The 16993-nt window shown below is 73.6% G+C and carries 11 protein-coding genes and 1 pseudogene; 6 read left to right on the top strand and 6 right to left on the bottom strand.

Translation table 11 applies throughout. From position 1 onward, the window contains the following. Positions 1–22 precede the first annotated feature (22 nt). Together pepN (B1H29_RS24160) and B1H29_RS24155 are read left to right on the top strand one after the other, a co-directional pair. Positions 23–2608, top strand: a complete 2586-nt coding sequence (pepN, locus tag B1H29_RS24160; protein ID WP_055416940.1) for an aminopeptidase N — start codon at positions 23–25, stop codon at positions 2606–2608. A 211-nt stretch (positions 2609–2819) separates the two neighbouring features. Continuing rightward, positions 2820–3896 (top strand): hypothetical protein, encoded by a 1077-nt coding sequence (locus B1H29_RS24155; RefSeq protein WP_055416941.1) that lies wholly within the window; start codon positions 2820–2822, stop codon positions 3894–3896. Between the two features lie 580 nt (positions 3897–4476). On the opposite strand, the gene B1H29_RS24150 is transcribed toward B1H29_RS24155, so the two are convergent. Beyond that, positions 4477–4917 carry an NUDIX hydrolase gene (locus B1H29_RS24150; protein WP_055416942.1) on the bottom strand — a complete coding sequence of 147 codons (441 nt, stop codon included), beginning with the start codon at positions 4915–4917 and terminating at the stop codon, positions 4477–4479. A gap of 268 nt (positions 4918–5185) precedes the next feature. Between B1H29_RS24150 and B1H29_RS24145 the strand changes: the two genes are divergently transcribed. Then, positions 5186–8482, top strand: a complete 3297-nt coding sequence (locus B1H29_RS24145) for a S8 family serine peptidase (protein WP_055416943.1) — start codon at positions 5186–5188, stop codon at positions 8480–8482. Positions 8483–8566: 84 nt separating this feature from the next. Here the strand turns inward: B1H29_RS24145 and B1H29_RS24140 are convergent, their stop codons facing one another. Together B1H29_RS24140 and B1H29_RS24135 are read right to left on the bottom strand one after the other, a co-directional pair. Further along, positions 8567–9322 carry a hypothetical protein gene (locus B1H29_RS24140; RefSeq protein WP_055416944.1) on the bottom strand — a complete coding sequence of 252 codons (756 nt, stop codon included), beginning with the start codon at positions 9320–9322 and terminating at the stop codon, positions 8567–8569. Position 9323: 1 nt separating this feature from the next. After that, a complete protein-coding gene (locus B1H29_RS24135; protein WP_199832315.1) occupies positions 9324–9860 on the bottom strand; it encodes an RNA polymerase sigma factor in 537 nt (178 codons plus the stop codon). Between the two features lie 351 nt (positions 9861–10211). On the opposite strand from B1H29_RS24135, the gene B1H29_RS24130 reads away from it, so the two are divergent. Then, positions 10212–11228, top strand: coding sequence for an aspartate-semialdehyde dehydrogenase (locus B1H29_RS24130; protein WP_055416945.1), 1017 nt, complete (start codon positions 10212–10214; stop codon positions 11226–11228). A 7-nt stretch (positions 11229–11235) separates the two neighbouring features. Here B1H29_RS24130 and B1H29_RS24125 read toward each other — a convergent pair whose 3' ends face one another. Next, positions 11236–11730 (bottom strand): DUF1203 domain-containing protein, encoded by a 495-nt coding sequence (locus B1H29_RS24125; protein WP_055416946.1) that lies wholly within the window; start codon positions 11728–11730, stop codon positions 11236–11238. Positions 11731–11843: 113 nt separating this feature from the next. Between B1H29_RS24125 and pepN (B1H29_RS24120) the strand changes: the two genes are divergently transcribed. Next, complete coding sequence (pepN, locus tag B1H29_RS24120; protein ID WP_055416947.1) at positions 11844–14426, top strand: aminopeptidase N; 2583 nt, start codon at positions 11844–11846, stop codon at positions 14424–14426. A 608-nt stretch (positions 14427–15034) separates the two neighbouring features. Here pepN (B1H29_RS24120) and B1H29_RS40225 read toward each other — a convergent pair. Beyond that, positions 15035–15259 (bottom strand): annotated as a pseudogene (locus B1H29_RS40225) (LysR substrate-binding domain-containing protein); the annotation flags it as partial. 12 nt (positions 15260–15271) lie between these two features. After that, the gene (locus B1H29_RS24110; protein WP_055416949.1) at positions 15272–16222 is read right to left on the bottom strand and encodes an EamA family transporter; all 951 of its coding nucleotides are present in this window, start codon (positions 16220–16222) and stop codon (positions 15272–15274) included. 144 nt (positions 16223–16366) lie between these two features. On the opposite strand from B1H29_RS24110, the gene B1H29_RS24105 reads away from it, so the two are divergent. Then, on the top strand, positions 16367–16924 hold the full coding sequence (locus B1H29_RS24105) for a MarR family winged helix-turn-helix transcriptional regulator (protein ID WP_055416950.1): 558 nt from the start codon (positions 16367–16369) through the stop codon (positions 16922–16924). Positions 16925–16993: the final 69 nt, after the last annotated feature.

Here is a 16993-nt window from a genome sequence, read left to right as displayed (position 1 = left end):
ACCATCCGAGGGAGTGCCGCCCGTGCCCGGTGAGAATCTGTCCCGCGACGAGGCCCGGGAGCGGGCCGCCCTGCTGTCCGTCGACGGATACGAGGTGTCCCTCGACGTGCGCTCGGCCACCGGTGACACGGAGGGCGACGGTCCGCGCACCTTCCGCTCGGTCACCACGATCCGCTTCCGCTGCAACGAGCCCGGCGCGAGCAGCTTCGCCGACCTGGTCGCACCGAGCGTGACCGCCGTGTCCCTGAACGGCCGGGACCTCGACCCGAGCGAGGTCTTCGACGGCACCCGCATCGCCCTGGAGGACCTGGCCGCCGACAACGAGCTGGTCGTCGACGCCCGGTGCGCGTACTCCCGCACCGGCGAGGGCCTGCACCGCTTCGTCGACCCCGAGGACGGCGAGGTCTACCTCTACACCCAGTACGAGCCGGCCGACTCCCGCCGGGTCTTCGCGGGCTTCGAGCAGCCGGACCTCAAGGCGCCCTTCCGCTTCGAGGTGCGGGCGCCCGAGGAGTGGACGGTGTGGAGCAACGGCACCGGCGAGCGCGTCGACGGTATCTGGCGGTTCGCGGAGACGAAGCCGATCTCGACGTACATCACGTGCGTCGTCGCCGGTCCGTACCACTACGTGACGGACTCCTACGAGCGCGTGCTCGAGGACGGCACGCGGCTGGAGATCCCGCTCGGCGCCCTGTGCCGCAAGGGTCTGGCGCCCCACTTCGACGCGGACGACGTCTTCCTGGTCACCAAGCAGGGACTGGACTTCTTCCACGACCACTTCGACTACCCGTACCCGTTCGGGAAGTACGACCAGGCGTTCGTGCCCGAGTACAACCTCGGCGCGATGGAGAACCCGGGACTGGTCACCTTCCGGGAGGAGTTCATCTTCCGGGGCAAGGTGACGCGGGCGTCCTACGAGGGCCGCGCCAACGTGATCCTGCACGAGATGGCGCACATGTGGTTCGGCGACCTGGTCACCATGGAGTGGTGGGACGACCTGTGGCTGAAGGAGTCCTTCGCCGACTTCATGGGCACCTTCGCGGGCGTCGGCGCGACCCGGTTCCAGGACGCCTGGATCACCTTCGCCAACCGCCGCAAGGCCTGGGCCTACCGCGCCGACCAGTTGCCGTCCACCCACCCGATCACGGCCGACATCCGTGACCTGGAGGACGCCAAGCTCAACTTCGACGGCATCACGTACGCCAAGGGCGCCTCGGTGCTCAAGCAGTTGGTGGCGTACGTCGGCCAGGACGCGTTTCTCGAGGGCGCGCGGCGCTACTTCAAGCGGCACGCGTACGGCAACACGCGCCTCGGTGACCTGCTGTCGGTGCTGGAGGAGACCAGCGGGCGGGACATGGCGGCCTGGGCGCGCTCCTGGCTCCAGACGGCGGGCGTCAACTCGCTGACCCCGCAGGTCCTGCTGAGCGAGGCGGGCACGGTCGACGAGCTGGCCGTGGTGCAGGAGGCCGCCGAGTCGCACCCGGAACTGCGTCCGCACCGGGTGGCGGTGGGCCTGTACCGGCTCACCGGCGAGGGCGCCCTGGAGCGGTACGCGCGCGCCGAGGTGGACGTCGACGGGCCGCGCACGGTGGTGGCGGAGCTGGCCGGTGCCGAGGCGCCCGAGCTGGTCCTCGTCAACGACGACGACCTGACCTACTGCAAGACCCGTTTCGACGAGACGTCGCTGGCGACGCTGCGCGAGCACCTGGGTTCGCTGACCGACCCGCTGGCCCGCGCCCTGTGCTGGTCGGCGCTGTGGAACATGACCCGGGACGCGCTGCTCCCGGCCCGGGACTTCGCCGGCCTGGTCCTGCGGTTCGCGGGCCGCGAGTCCGACATCGGCGTCCTCCAGATGCTGCACGCCTGGGCGAACTCGGCGCTGACGCACTACGCGGCCCCCGAGTGGCGGGAGACCGGCGGCCGGCTGCTCGGCGAGGGCGCGCTGCGGGAGCTGCGGGACGCGGCGCCGGGCAGCGAGCGGCAGTTGGCGTGGGCGCGGTTCTTCGCGGCGGTGGCGTCCGGCGAGGCGGAACTGGCACTGCTGCGCGGGCTGCTGGGGGGCACCGAGAAGATCGACGGCCTCGACGTGGACCAGGAGCTGCGCTGGGCGTTCCTCCAGCCGCTCGCCGCTCACGGCGAGGCCGACGAGGGCACCCTGGCCGCCGAGCTGGCCCGCGACGACACGGCCTCCGGCAAGCGCCACCAGGTGCGCTGCCTGGCCGCCCGCCCCTCGGCGGCGGTGAAGGCGCAGGCCTGGGCGCAGGTCGTGGAGTCCGACGCGCTGTCGAACGCCCTGGTGGAGGCGACGATCGCGGGCTTCGCGCAGGCCTCGCAGCGGGACCTGATCGCGCCGTACGCCGAGAAGTACTTCGCGGCGATCGAGCGGGTGTGGGCCGAGCGGTCCATCCAGATCGGGATGGACGTGGTCCGGGGCCTGTTCCCGTCCCTGCGGGACTCCCAGGACACCCTCGAGGCGACGGACGCGTGGCTGGCCGCGCACGAGGGCGCCGCGCCCGCGCTGCGCAGGCTGGTGCTGGAGGCGCGGGACGACCTGGCGAGGGCGCTGCGGGGCCAGGAGTGCGACGCGGCGGCGGCCGCCGGACGCTAGCCCCTCGACCCCCTACCTCTGGCCAACGATTGGGCGCTCCGTCATCGTTACGGAATTCGGTCAACGGCGGCCGTAACCCCTGGTCCGCACCGAACGGACCAGGGGTTTTCGGCATCCGAACACCCGTCCTTTAGGGCGACCTTGTCCGGGTTTGGCGATGGGCTTGTAACAGCGGTTACAGCGCGGATCGGACGCGGGAAGGTCCCCGTTCATGACGCACAACACCCCGCTCTCCCCTCGCCCGCTCCACCACCTGGCCGACGGCCGGCGCCGGCTGATGACGGTCGCCCAGTTGCGGACACACGGTGTCTCCGCCGCCGAGACGAACGAGCAGTGCCGGCCCGGGGGACCCTGGCAGCAGCTCCTCCCGAACGTGGTCCTGCTCCACCCGGGCCCGCCGACCAGCGAGGAGCGCCTGCACGCGGTGCTGCTGTACGCGGCGCGGGAGCGGGCCGCCGGCGCGAACGGCGGTGCGTCCGGCGGGCTCACCGTCTCCGTGCCGGTCCAGCCGGGCGGGGAGGAGACACCCACGCCCGCCTACGGGGAGGCGATGATCACGGGTCTGGCCGCGCTGACGCTGCACGGCTTCTGCGCCGCTCCCCCGCTGCCGTCCCTGGACGTCATCGACGTCCTGGTCCCGAGACTGCGCCGGCTGCGCACGACCGGCTGCGCACGGGTCGTCCGCACGACCGCGCTCCCCACCGCCACGCAGGTCACCGGGTTGCCGGTGGCGCCGGTGGCGCGGGCCCTGGCCGACGCGGTGGCGGAGCTGACGGACGCGGGCGCGGTCCACCGGCTGCTGACGGAGGCGGTACGCGGCGGGCACTGCGAACCGGCGGCCGTGGTGCGGGAGCTGAACCGGGCCCGGCTGCTCAGCCGCCCGCACGTGGTGGACGCGGTGGACTCGCTGGTCGCGGAGGGGCGGGCGCTGGCCGAGCAGCGCCTGTACCGGATGGTGCGGGAACACGGCCTGCCGGAACCGGTCTGGAACGTCGACCTGCGCCTGCCCGGCGGTCCCCACCTCGGCGGCGTCGACGCCTACTGGCCCGAGCAGTCGGTGGTGCTGGAGCTGGACACCCGTGCCCACCGGCAGCAGGAGGACGACACGGTCTGGGCTCAATACGCCCGCAAGCGCGAGCACTTGGAACGGCTGGGCATCACGGTCGTGCACCTGACGCCACGCAAGCTGCGGGACTGCCCGGAACACCAGGCGGCCGTCGTGCGCACGGCGTTGATGGCGGCCGGGGACCGGGAACCCGCCGCGTATGTCGTGGTGCTGCCCCGGTAGTGACGGACCGGGGCAGCACCAGGAGGGGAGCGGAGGGGCCGCGGGGCACGACGCCCGGCGGCCCCTCCTCGTATGCCCCGCCCCTCCCGCGGCCCACGCCCCGCGGCGCCCCCTCGGCCGGGGCCCGCCGCGGCCCTTCGGCCCGGACCCGCCGCGCCCCTCCGGCCCGAACCCGCCGCGCCCCTCCGGACCGAACCCGCCGCACCTCCCCCGGCGCAAACCCGCCGCGCCCCTCCGGACCGAACCCGCCGCACCTCCCCCGGCGCAAACCCGCCGCGCCCCTCCGGACCGAACCCGCCGCACCTCCCCCGGCGCAAACCCGCCGCGCCCCTCCGGACCGAACCCGCCGCACCTCCCCCGGCGCAAACCCGCCGCGCCCCTCCGGACCGAACCCGCCGCACCTCCCCCGGCGCAAACCCGCCGCGCCCCTCCGGACCGAACCCGCCGCACCTCCCTCGGCGCAAACCCGCCGCGCCCCTCCGGACCGAACCCGCCGCACCTCCCTCGGCGCAAACCCGCCGCGCCCCTTCGGCCCCGGACCCGCCGCGCCCCCTCGGCCCGGCCCCGCGGCGCCCTCCGCTCACCGTCCCGTGGGGGGCCGCTCCCGCCACAGCCGGAGCCCGGCGTCGACCAACGGCACCCGGGTCAGGCCGGGTACGGCGGTCAGGTCCTGCCAGGCCGCCAGGTCCGTGGAGCCACCGACCTCGGGGTGCAGGGCGCCGCCGGTGATCCGGACCTCGTAGACGAGCCGTACGCCGTGGTGGTCCACGGTCCGCCGCAGCAGGCCCCCGGGCCCCACGCGGCTGGGGCGGGTGACGCGGTGGGAGTCGACGCCGAGCAGCGCGGTGGGCTCGACGCGGTAGCCGGTCTCCTCCTCGGCCTCGCGCACGACGGTGTCGTGGGGGTCCTCGCCGTGTTCCGTGCCGCCGCCCGGCAGCACCCACTCGGGAACCCCGCCGGGCCCCGGCGACCGGGCCAGCAGTACCTGTCCGTCACGGACGCATATGGCGTAGGCCGCCACCCTCAGCTTTCGGCGCACTCCGGGACGTTAACCCGCCCCGCGCGGGCCGCGGCGCGGCTCACGGGATTGTCACAGCCCGCCCCTTGTGTCCCCGATGGCGTATGGCGGAAGTACGCCATGGCTCCATCCCGCCCCGGACAACTCTCCCCAAACAGTGAACCCTTGCGTAAAGCTGAGCGGTCGTCCGGGATCGAATTCCGGACTGCTGCGGCCAGGACCGATCGGCCCCGGTCGTTCACGCACGTTCCTTTACCTACAAGGGATGCCGATGACCCACACCCCCCAGCGCGAACCGATACCGGGCGCGAGACGCGCGGCCCGCATCGCCGTCGCCACGGGCCTCGTCGCCGCGCTCTGCGCCGTCGGGCCGATACCCATGGCCCTGGCCGCCGACGGCCCGGGGACGACTCCCCCCGTCGACGCCACCGTCAAGTCCGCGCACGACAAGCTCGGTTCGGACGACGCGGACCTGCTCGCCGAGGCGAAGGCCGACGGCACGAAGAACGTCACGATGATGGTCGCCACCGCTCCGGGCCGGACCGAGCAGGTGGCCGAGGAGCTGGACTCGGTCGGCGGCGGGTCCGTCGGCCGGACGTACGACAAGCTCGGCTACGTCCGTGCCACCGTGCCCACCGCCAAGGCGGACTCGGCCATCGCCGCCGCCGCGAAGCTCTCCTCCGTGCACGGCATCGACCTGCGCGACGAGATCCCACTGGACGACCCGACGCCGGGCGCCGACCGGGCCGAGGGCGCCGGACACCACAAGGGCCGCACCTACCCCGCGCCGGACCGCCGCACCCCCGCCGAGAACCCGTACAACCCGTCCTTCGAGACGGGCGCCGTCGACTTCGTGAAGAAGAACCCGAAGGCGGACGGCCGCGGTGTCACCATCGGCATCCTCGACTCGGGCGTCGACCTCGGCCACCCGGCGCTGCGGAAGACCACCACCGGCGAGCGCAAGATCGTCGACTGGGTGACCGCGACCGACCCGGTCGTCGACGGCGACCGCACCTGGCGCCCGATGCTCACCTCGGTCTCCGGGCCCACCTTCACCTACGGCGGGCGGACGTGGACGGCACCGGCCGGCTCGTACCGGGTGAGCGCCTTCCTGGAGTCGTACACCATGGGCGGTGACGCCGCCGGCGACGCCAACCGGGACGGCGACACCACCGACTCCTGGGGCGTCCTGTACGACGCGGAGGCCGGCACGGTCCGCGTCGACCTGAACAACAACCACGACTTCGCCGACGACACCCCGATGAAGCCGTACAAGGACGGCTTCCAGGTCGGGTACTTCGGCACCGACGACCCGAAGACGGACGTGGCCGAGCGCCAGCCGTTCGTGGTCGAGATCCGCGAGGACGTCGTCCACAACGCGGCCGGCGCGAAGGCCGACTTCGTCAACATCGGCGTCATCGAGTCCGAGCACGGCACGCACGTGGCCGGCCTCGCCGCCGCCAACGGCCTGTTCGGCGGCCGGATGGACGGCGCCGCGCCCGGCGCGAAGATCGTCTCCTCGCGTGCCTGCACCTGGAGCGGCGGCTGCACCAACGTCGCGCTCACCGAGGGCATGATCGACCTCGTCGTCAACCGCGGCGTCGACATCGTCAACATGTCGATCGGCGGCCTGCCCGCCCTCAACGACGGCAACAACGCGCGGGCCGAGCTGTACACGCGGCTCATCGACACCTACGGCGTCCAGCTCGTCATCTCCGCGGGCAACTCGGGCCCCGGCGCCAACACCATCGGCGATCCGTCGCTGGCCGACAAGGTGATCTCCGTCGGCGCGTCCGTCTCCCGCGAGACCTGGGCCGCCAACTACGGCTCCGCGGTGAGGAAGAAGTACGCGATGATGCCGTTCTCCTCGCGCGGCCCGCGTGAGGACGGCGGCTTCACGCCGACGCTCACCGCGCCCGGCGCCGCCGTCAACACCATCCAGACCTGGATGCCCGGCGCCCCGGTCCCGGAGGCGGGCTACGACCTCCCGGCCGGCTACGGCATGCTCCAGGGCACCTCGATGGCTTCCCCGCAGGCCGCCGGCGCCTCGGCGCTGCTGCTGTCCGCGGCGAAGCAGGCGGACGTCGAGCTCACTCCCGCCACGCTGCGCACGGCGCTGACCTCCACCGCCGACCACATCAAGGGTGTGCAGGCGTACGAGGAGGGCGCGGGTCTGATCAACATCCCCGACGCCTGGCGCGCGATCCGCAAGGGCGCCACCGCCCACGAGTACACGGTCAAGGCGCCGGTCGACACCGCGATCGACCAGTTCCTGAAGACCCCGGGCTACGGCACCGGCCTCTACGACCGCGAGGGCGGCCTGGAGGCGGGCGAGCGGAAGACCTACGAGATCACCCTCACCCGCACGTCCGGCGCGGACCGGGCGATCCGGCACGAGCTGCACTTCGAGAACAACGCCGGCCGCACCTTCCGGATCGTCGGCTCCGGCGAGGTGCGGCTGCCGCTGAACGAGCCGGTGACCGTCAAGGTGCAGGCCAAGCCGCGCTCCGAGGGCATCAAGAGCGCGATCCTCGAGGTCGACGACCCGCGCACCGAGGGCACCGACCAACTGGTCCTGACCACGGTCGTGGCCTCGGCCCCGCTGGAGTACGACTTCTCCGCGAAGGACTCTGTGCAGCGCAACAGCACCGAGTCGTACTTCGTGACCGTCCCCGAGGGCGCCAAGGCGCTGGAGGTGGCGATGAGCGGGCTGAAGGGCGAGAGCCAGACCCGGTTCATCGCCATCCACCCGTACGGCGTCCCGGTCGACACCACCTCCACGCCGTACTGCTACCACAACTACCTCGACGGCAACGGCTGCCGGCCCGACGTGCGCGCGTACGCCGACCCGCAGCCCGGCGTGTGGGAGATCGAGGTCGAGTCGCGGCGCACCTCGCCGCGGCTGGACAACCCGTACGAGCTGGACGTCACCGTCCTCGGCGCGGCCTTCGAGCCGGAGGTCGTGACCGTGCCCGAGGCCAAGGTCGGCACCCCGGCCGCCGCCTCCTGGAAGGTGACGAACCGGTACGGCCCGATCGAGGGCCAACTGGTCGGCGGCCCGCTCGGCTCGGCCGAGACGTCCCGCCCGTCGATCGGGCAGGGCGAGACGGCCACGTCCACGGTAGAGGTGCCCGAGGGCGCCACGTCGCTCGACGTGGCCATCGGGGGCGTCTCCGACGCGGCCTCCGACCTGGACCTGACGGTCTACGACAAGGACGGCAACGTCGTCGGCCAGTCCGCCGACGGCGACTCGGAGGAGTCGGTCTCCGTGCCGAAGCCGGCCGCCGGTGCCTACACCGTCGAGGTCGTGGGCTACTCGGTGCCGTCGGGCACCACGGAGTACGACTACCGGGACGTGTACTTCGCCGCGTCCCTCGGCTCGGTCACCGTGGACGGCTCGGCGCCGGTGCGGCTCGGCACGGGCGAGTCGGCGACGGTGTCCGGCAGCGTCACCGCGCTGGCCGCCGCCCCGGAGGGCCGTGAGTTCTTCGGCCGGGTCCAGTTGGTGAACGCCCACGGCACGGCCGCGGGCCTCGGCAGCGTACGGATCGGGAAGGTCGTGCCGTAGTCCGGTGCGGCGCGAAGGGGAGGGGCGGGCGCTCCGCGGGGCGCCCGCCCCTTCTCGTGCCTCGGGCCCGTCTCCCGTCTCCCGTCAGTCGCAGGTGAGGGTGCGGGACTCGGGGAGGGAGCCGGTGACCCGGGTGCGGGCGGTGGCGATGTGCCGCTCGCCCGTGATCACCGTGTCCGGGGTGGGCCGGTCCCGCAGGATGCCGATCAGCACCCGGTCGCCGGGGCGGAGCCGGGCGGTGGCGTCGTCCAGGACGAACGTCGTCCGCTCGGGGGGCTCCGGCTTGGCGGTGCCCTTCTCCGGCCGGTACGAGCGGGTCACCTCGAGCGTCACCCGGTGCCGCGCGGCCCCCGGCACCGGTTCGGCGCCGGTCACCGTGCCCTCGGCGACCAGGCGGGCGCAGGCGAGGTAGCGGGGGGTACCGAAGACCGGTGCGGCCTCCTGCCCGGGGGCGGAGGCGTCCTGCTCGGTCCCGGCCGCGGCCTTGCCGCTCGCCGCGTCCTGCGCGGTACCGCCCGCGCCCTGCACCACCAGCCACCCCAGGCCGGTCACCACGACACCCGCGCACGCCGCCGCGAGGGCGCCGAGGGCGACGCGGAGCGGACGGCGCCGGGGACGGCCCGCGGACGGGCGCCGCACCGCCCCGGCGGCCCGCGGCCCGGGGGGCGGCTCGCTCAGGGCGCGTCCCAGGACGTCCAGTTGTTCCCGCAGCAGCGCCACGTCGGCCGTCGCCGACCGGTACTCGCCGCGGGCGTCCGCACCGGAGCCGGGCGGCAGCGGCTCGCCCGTGATCGCGGCCATCAGCGCGTCGTGCCCACCGGGATGCTGTTCGGCGGCCATCTCACACCACCTCGTCCTCGTGCAGGCGGGCCCGCAGCGCCCGTACCGCCGTGTGCAGCCTGCTCTTGACCGTGCCCTCGGGGATGCCCAGCTCCTCGGCGATGCCGCGCACCGGCAGGTCGGCGTAGAACCGCAGGACGAGGACCTGGCGCTGGGCGTCGGGCAGCTCGTCCAGCCCCTGGGCGACGGCGAGGGAGAGCAGGCTGGTGTCCTCCCCCGAGGGGTGCTCCGTCTGGCGCAGCGCGGCCAGCCGCTCGCCGAGCCGGTCCTGGCGGCGCCTGGCCCGGTGCCAGTCCATGGCCAGGTTGGAGGCGACGACCGCCGCCCACGCGGACACGTCGCGCGGCGCCTCGCGTCCGCTCGCCGTCCGCTCCAGCAGCCGCAGGCGGACCTGCTGCACCCCGTCCGGCAGGTCCGCCTGCGGCACCCCGCCGAGCGCGAGCACCGCCCGCACCCGGCGTTCCTGGGCCGCGTCCAGAGGGTCGTCGTGTACGTGGTCCCCCTGCCCGCGGCGGGCCTTTCTGCGCAGCACGGCCACCCCTCCCCCAGCCACGTTTCCCCTATGACGCAGGCGGGACCCGAAACGTTCGCCCGGTCGGCGGCCCTCCGGAGCGAGGCGTACGTCACATCGCCGTGTGGGGCGGGAAGGGATGGGCAGGGGCCGGAACGGCACAGCTTGCGGCGCGAGGCCCGGCGGAGGTGAATTCCTGCAGCTCAGACCGGGTTGCCACCGAAGGTCCGGGCCCGCTGTGCGAGCCGCCGCGTCCCAGGGTGCGGGCACCCCGTGCAAAGAATTGGACAGGCGGGCCGGGCTTCGCCCCATGATGGAAAAGTCTCGGCCGAGCAAAGGGCGCGTGAGGACACGCGCACGAACGGAGAAGGAGTCACCGTGAGGGTCGGAATCGTCGGAGCCACCGGTCAGGTCGGCACGGTCATGCGCAGGATCCTCACGGAGCGGAACTTCCCGGTCACCGAGCTGCGCCTGTTCGCCTCGGCCCGCAGCGCCGGCAAGGAGCTGGACGGTGTGACGGTGGAGGACGCGGCCACCGCCGACTACTCCGAGCTGGACATCGTGCTGTTCTCCGCGGGCGGCGCCACGTCGAAGGCGCTGGCCGAGAAGGTCGCCTCCCAGGGCCCCGTCGTGATCGACAACTCCTCCGCCTGGCGCCGCGACCCCGAGGTCCCCCTGGTGGTGTCCGAGGTGAACCCGCACGCGATCGCCGACCGCCCCAAGGGCATCATCGCCAACCCGAACTGCACCACGATGGCCGCGATGCCGGTCCTGCGGCCGCTGCACGCCGAGGCCGGCCTCGAAGCGGTGGTCGTCGCCACCTACCAGGCGGTGTCCGGTTCCGGCCTGGCCGGCGTGGACGAGCTGTTCGAGCAGGTCCAGAAGGTCGGCGCGGACGCGCCCAAGCTCACCCACGACGGCTCGGCGGTGGAGTTCCCGAAGCCGGACAAGTACGTGGCGCCGATCGCGTACAACGTGCTGCCGCTGGCCGGCTCCATCGTCGACGACGGCCTGCACGAGACGGACGAGGAGCAGAAGCTCCGCAACGAGTCCCGCAAGATCCTGGAGATCCCGGAGCTGAAGGTCTCCGGCACCTGCGTGCGCGTGCCCGTCTTCAGCGGCCACTCCCTCCAGATCAACGCCCGCTTCACCCGCCCGATCAGCGTGGAACGCGCCAAGGAGCTGCTGGCCGGCGCCCCCGGCGTCGCGCTCACCGAGGTGCCGACCCCGCTGGAGGCGGCCGGTCAGGACCCGTCGTACGTGGGCCGCATCCGCCGGGACGAGACCGTGGACAACGGCCTCGCCCTGTTCGTCTCCAACGACAACCTGCGCAAGGGCGCGGCCCTGAACGCGGTGCAGATCGCGGAGCTGGTGGCGGCGGAGCTGAAGGGCTGAGCCCCGGCTAGCCCCTGGTGACCTCGTAGAGGAAGCAGCCGTACTCGACGGCCCGGACGTGGACGAACGCCACGGCCGGGTCGTCGAACGCTTCCCGGAGGGCGGAGCCGAAGCCGTCGGCCGCGCCGGCCCCGTCGCCGCCCCCGACCAGCCGCCCGCCCAGGATGCGCCCCTCGGCGGAGTAGCGGCGCAGGACGCGGTGGGCCTGGGTGAAGGCGAGGCCTTCCCGGTCCGGTCCGGCGCACTCCTCGGCGTGGACGAAGACCGGTCCCCGCTCGTCGTACGCGCCCGGGTCGGCGCCCGTCTCGGCCGCCCAGCGGCGCAGCGGGGCGTAGGAGACCAGGGCGATCCGCTCGCCTGGGCGGCTGCGGCGCAGGCAGCAGCGCAGGGGCGCGCCGCCCTCGTCGTCGGTGAACGGGGCGGGCACGCGGCCCGCGTCGTCGGCGGCGCGCAGTTCGCACAGCGCGACCGGCCCGATGGGCCGTGCGGTGTGACTGTCCATGCCCTCCAGACTCGCGCGCGCCCGGCCCGCCCACCGGCGGGAAATGGACATCGCGTTCCGTGCGCGCCACGTGGAAGGATGGCGCAACCCACACATAACGAGGAGATGACCGCGTGCCTGGCACAAACCTGACTCGCGAAGAGGCGCGGCAGCGGGCGACGCTGCTGACCGTTGACTCGTACGAGATCGATCTCGACCTCACCGGCGCGCAGGAGGGCGGAACCTACCGGTCCGTGACCACGGTGCGCTTCGACGTCGCCGAGGGCGGCGGCGAGTCCTTCATCGACCTGGTCGCGCCGGCGGTCCACGAGGTGACGCTGAACGGCGACGCCCTCGACGCCGCCGAGGTGTTCCAGGACTCCCGCATCGCCCTGCCGGGGCTGCTGCCGGGCCGCAACATCCTGCGCGTGGCCGCCGACTGCGCGTACACCAACACCGGCGAGGGCCTGCACCGGTTCGTCGACCCGGTCGACGACCAGGCGTACCTGTACACCCAGTTCGAGGTGCCGGACGCGCGCCGGGTCTTCGCGAGCTTCGAGCAGCCGGACCTCAAGGCGACCTTCCAGTTCACCGTGAAGGCGCCCGAGGGCTGGACGGTCATCTCCAACTCGCCCACCCCGAAGCCCCAGGACAACATCTGGGTCTTCGAGCCGACCCCGCGCATCTCGTCGTACATCACGGCGCTGATCGTCGGCCCGTACCACTCGGTGCACAGCGTGTACGAGAAGGACGGCCAGTCGGTGCCGCTCGGCATCTACTGCCGCCCCTCGCTCGCCGAGCACCTGGACTCGGACGCCATCTTCGAGGTGACCCGGCAGGGCTTCGAGTGGTTCCAGGAGAAGTTCGACTACCCGTACCCCTTCGCCAAGTACGACCAGCTCTTCGTGCCGGAGTTCAACGCGGGCGCGATGGAGAACGCGGGCGCGGTGACCATCCGGGACCAGTACGTGTTCCGTTCGAAGGTGACGGACGCCGCGTACGAGGTGCGGGCGGCGACGATCCTGCACGAGCTGGCGCACATGTGGTTCGGCGACCTGGTCACCATGGAGTGGTGGAACGACCTGTGGCTGAACGAGTCGTTCGCCACCTATGCCGAGGCCGCCTGCCAGGCCGACGCGCCCGGCTCGAAGTGGCCGCACTCGTGGACCACGTTCGCCAACCAGATGAAGACCTGGGCGTACCGGCAGGACCAGCTCCCGTCGACGCACCCGATCATGGCGGACATCAGCGACCTGGACGACGTGCTCGTCAACTTCGACGGCATCACGTACGCCAAGGGCGCCTCGGTGCTCAAGCAGCTCGTCGCGTACGTCGGCCAGGACGCGTTCTTCCAGGGCGTGCAGGCTTACTTCAAGCGCCACGCGTTCGGCAACACCCGCCTGTCCGACCTGCTGGGCGCCCTGGAGGAGACCTCCGGCCGCGACCTGAAGACGTGGTCGAAGGCGTGGCTGGAGACGGCCGGCATCAACGTGCTGCGCCCGGAGATCGAGACAGACGGCGAAAACGGGGCCGGCGTCATCACGTCGTTCGCGATCCGCCAGGAGGCCCCGGCGCTCCCCGCGGGCGCCAAGGGCGAGCCGACGCTGCGCCCGCACCGCATCGCGATCGGCGCCTACGACCTGGACGCGGGCGGCCAACTGGTGCGCGGCGACCGGGTCGAGCTGGACGTGGACGGCGAGCTGACGGCCGTGCCGCAGCTCGTCGGCAAGCGCCGCCCGGCGGTCGTGCTGCTCAACGACGACGACCTGTCGTACGCCAAGGTCCGCCTGGACGAGCGGTCGCTGGCCGTCGTCACCGAGCACCTGGGCGACTTCACGGAGTCGCTGCCGCGCGCGCTGTGCTGGGCCTCCGCCTGGGACATGACCCGGGACGCGGAGCTGCCGACCCGGGACTACCTGTCCCTGGTCCTGTCCGGCGTCGGCAAGGAGTCGGACATCGGCGTCGTGCAGTCGCTGCACCGCCAGGTGAAGCTGGCCATCGACCAGTACGCCGCGCCGACCGCCCGCGAGGCACTGCTCACCCGCTGGACGGAGGCCACGCTGGCCCATCTGCGGGCCGCCGAGGCGGGCAGCGACCACCAGTTGGCGTGGGCGCGCGCGTTCGCGGCGACGGCGAGGACGCCGGAGCAGCTCGACCTGCTGGACGCGCTGCTGGACGGCACGCGGACGATCGAGGGCCTGGCCGTCGACACCGAGCTGCGCTGGGCGTTCGTGCAGCGGCTGGCGGCCGTGGGCCGGTTCGGCGGCTCGGAGATCCAGAGCGAGTACGAGCGGGACAGGACGGCAGCCGGTGAGCGGCACGCCGCCACCGCGCGGGCCGCCCGCCCGACCGAGGCGGCCAAGGCGGAGGCCTGGGAGTCGGTCGTGGAGTCCGACCAACTGCCGAACGCCGTGCAGGAGGCGGTCATCGCCGGCTTCGTCCAGACCGATCAGCGCGAGCTGCTGGCGTCGTACACGGAGCGGTACTTCGAGGCGCTGAAGGGCGTCTGGGAGTCCCGTTCGCACGAGATGGCCCAGCAGATCGCGGTCGGCCTGTATCCGGCGGTGCAGGTGTCCCAGGAGACGCTGGACCGCACGGACGCCTGGCTGGCCGCCGCCGAGCCGAACGCGGCCCTGCGGCGACTGGTCTCGGAGTCCCGCTCGGGCGTCGAGCGCGCGCTGCGTGCGCAGGCGGCGGACGCGGCGGCGGCCGAGTAGCCCGTACCTCACGAGTACGCCTCCGGGGGCGCCCGCACGGTGCGGGGCGCCCCCGGAGGCGTTCGGCGGTGTACGCGCGGACGCCGTACCAGGGGGCGGTCGGCCTCGGAGGCGTTCCCAAGGCGCACGCGCGGACGCCGTACCACGGGGCAGTCGGCCCCGGAGGCGTTCCCAAGGCGCACGCGCGGACGCCGTACCACGGGGCAGTCGGCCCCGGAGGCGTTCCCAAGGCGCACGCGCGGACGCCGTACCACGGGGCAGTCGGCCCCGGAGGCGTTCCCAAGGCGCACGCGCGGACGCCGTACCACGGGGCAGTCGGCCCCGGAGGCGTTCCCAAGGCGCACGCGCGGACGCCGTACCACGGGGCAGTCGGCCCCGGAGGCGTTCCCAAGGCGCACGCGCGGACGCCGTACCACGGGGCGGTCGGCCTCGGCGCGGTCGGGTACGCCTGCGGCGACGTGCCCGGGCGGCTCGGCGACGAGCCCCGCGCACGCTCAAAGACCACCCCCGCAGGGGCGCAGCGCCGCGCCCCGCGCATGTCCTCCAACACCCCCGGGTGATGCCGGCGGCGAGCCCCGCGCACGCTCGGCGACCACCCCCGCAGGGGCTCGACCCGCGCGGGCCAGTGGGTGGTCGCGGGGCAGCGCGACGTCCAGCGGGTCGGCGAGGAGCGGGACGCGGGTGAAGCGCGGGTCGACGGCGCTCGGCGCCTGCGCGGCCAGCGACAGCGCGAGGTCCACCGCACCGTCCGCCAGCAGCTCGTACGCCTCCTGCGCCTCGGCCTCCCGCACCCGCACCCGCACCCGCACCGCGATCCCGGGGTGCGTCGCCCGCGAACGGTGCGCCTACCGTCGCAGCGCCGGACCCGTCAGGTCCATCGCATCCTTTCGACCGTTCTTCGAAGCGGAACCGAAAGATCGGGCAGGCTCGGCCGCCGCCGCGCGCGGTGCGAGCTGGCCCGCCGCCGTCGCCCCGAACGCCAGCGCCATGCCCACCAGTTGCAGCGGCGTCAGCGCCTGGCCGAGCGCCGCCCAGCCGACGACGGCGGCGGTCAGCGGCGAGAGCGGGCCGAGGAAGGTGACCTGGGTCGCGGAGAGCCGGCCGATGCCGCGGAACCAGAGCCAGTACGCCACCGCCGTGTTGGCCAGCGCCAGGTAGAGGTAGCCGCCGACCGCCGGGCCGTCCAGCGCGGGCGGCGCCCCCTCGGCCAGGAGGGCGAGCGGCGCGATGAGCAGGCCGCCCGCGGTGAGCTGCCAGCCGGTGAGCGCGAGCGGGCCGACGCCGTCCGGGCGGCCCCACCGCTTGGTGAGGACGGTGCCGGCCGACATGGAGGCGGTGGACGCGAGCGCCGCCAGCACGCCGAGCGTGTCCAGCGCCCCGGCCGCCCTCAGCACCACCAGGCTGACCCCGAACGCGGCGACGACGCCGGTGAGCACGGACCGGGTGGTGGGCCGCTGCCCGAGCAGCAGCGCCGAGAGCCCGACGACGAACAGCGGGCCGACCGAGCCGACCGCGGCGGCCATACCGCCCGGCAGCCGGTACGCGGAGAGGAACAGCAGCGGGAAGAAGGCCCCGATGTTCAGCGCGCCCAGCACCGCCGCCCTCCACCACCAGGCGCCGCGCGGCAGCACCCGGGCGAGGGCGAGCAGCAGCAGACCGGCGGGCAGTGCACGCATCAGCCCGGTGAACAGGGGCCGGTCGGCCGGCAGGAACTCGGTGGTCACGGCGTAGGTGGTGCCCCAGGAGACGGGGGCGAGGGCGGTGAGCGCGATGAGGGCGGGGCGGCCGGCGGCCATGGCGGGCCCCCTTTCCGGAAGACGGGAGGAGCGGAAGCTCAGCAGAAGCCCAGCAGAAGCTCAGTGGAAAGTAGCTTAGCTGTAAGCAAGTTTCCATCAAGCTACTTTCTTGCGGCCGAGCGGAACCGTCTCGATACTCGTGCCATGAATGAACGCCCCGAGCCGCGCAAGGACCCCGTCGACGCGATCATCGACCAGTGGGCGGCGGTGCGGCCCGACCTGGACACGGCGGCCATGGAGGTGTTCGGCCGCGTCTTCCGGCTCGCCCGCGCGATGGGCGACCGGATGGAGAAGGCGTACGCGCGTTTCGGTATCTCCCGCGGGGAGTTCGACGCCCTGGCCACTCTGCGCCGCTCCGGCGAGCCCTACACGCTCTCCCCGCGGCAGCTCTCGGCCACGCTGATGCTCACCACCGGCGGCATGACCGGCCGCCTCGACAAACTCGAACGGGCGGGACTGCTGCGCCGCTCCCCCGATCCGCACGACCGCCGGGGACTGCAGGTCACGCTCACCGACCGGGGCCTGGAGCTGATCGACGAGGCGGTCGGCGCGGGCCTCGCCGCCCAGACGGAGGCGCTGTCCGCCCTCGACGACGAACGGGCCGCCCAACTGGCCGGCCTGCTGCGGGACCTGCTCGCCGGGACCGAGAAGCAGGCGCAGGACGCACCGAGGGCGCCGGCCCCCCGTACGTACCCGCGCTGACGTGCGTACGTGCGGTGGGGCCGGCGCCCTCGGTGAAGCTGAGGCGAGCCGTCGGGGCGTCGGACCCGT

The sequence above is a fragment of the Streptomyces pactum genome (assembly GCF_002005225.1).
Classification (GTDB): Bacteria; Actinomycetota; Actinomycetes; order Streptomycetales; family Streptomycetaceae; genus Streptomyces; species Streptomyces pactum_A.
The sequence above is the reverse complement of the archived record's forward strand: the minus strand, read 5'-3'. Positions and strand labels throughout refer to the sequence as shown.

Coding starts and splice junctions, on each gene's coding strand:
- B1H29_RS24155 (WP_055416941.1), top strand. CDS start 2,820: ATGACGCACAACACCCCGCTCTCCCCTCGCCCGCTCCACCACCTGGCC.
- B1H29_RS24145 (WP_055416943.1), top strand. CDS start 5,186: ATGACCCACACCCCCCAGCGCGAACCGATACCGGGCGCGAGACGCGCG.
- B1H29_RS24140 (WP_055416944.1), bottom strand. CDS start 9,322: ATGGCCGCCGAACAGCATCCCGGTGGGCACGACGCGCTGATGGCCGCG.
- B1H29_RS24125 (WP_055416946.1), bottom strand. CDS start 11,730: ATGGACAGTCACACCGCACGGCCCATCGGGCCGGTCGCGCTGTGCGAA.
- B1H29_RS24110 (WP_055416949.1), bottom strand. CDS start 16,222: ATGGCCGCCGGCCGCCCCGCCCTCATCGCGCTCACCGCCCTCGCCCCC.
- B1H29_RS24105 (WP_055416950.1), top strand. CDS start 16,367: ATGAATGAACGCCCCGAGCCGCGCAAGGACCCCGTCGACGCGATCATC.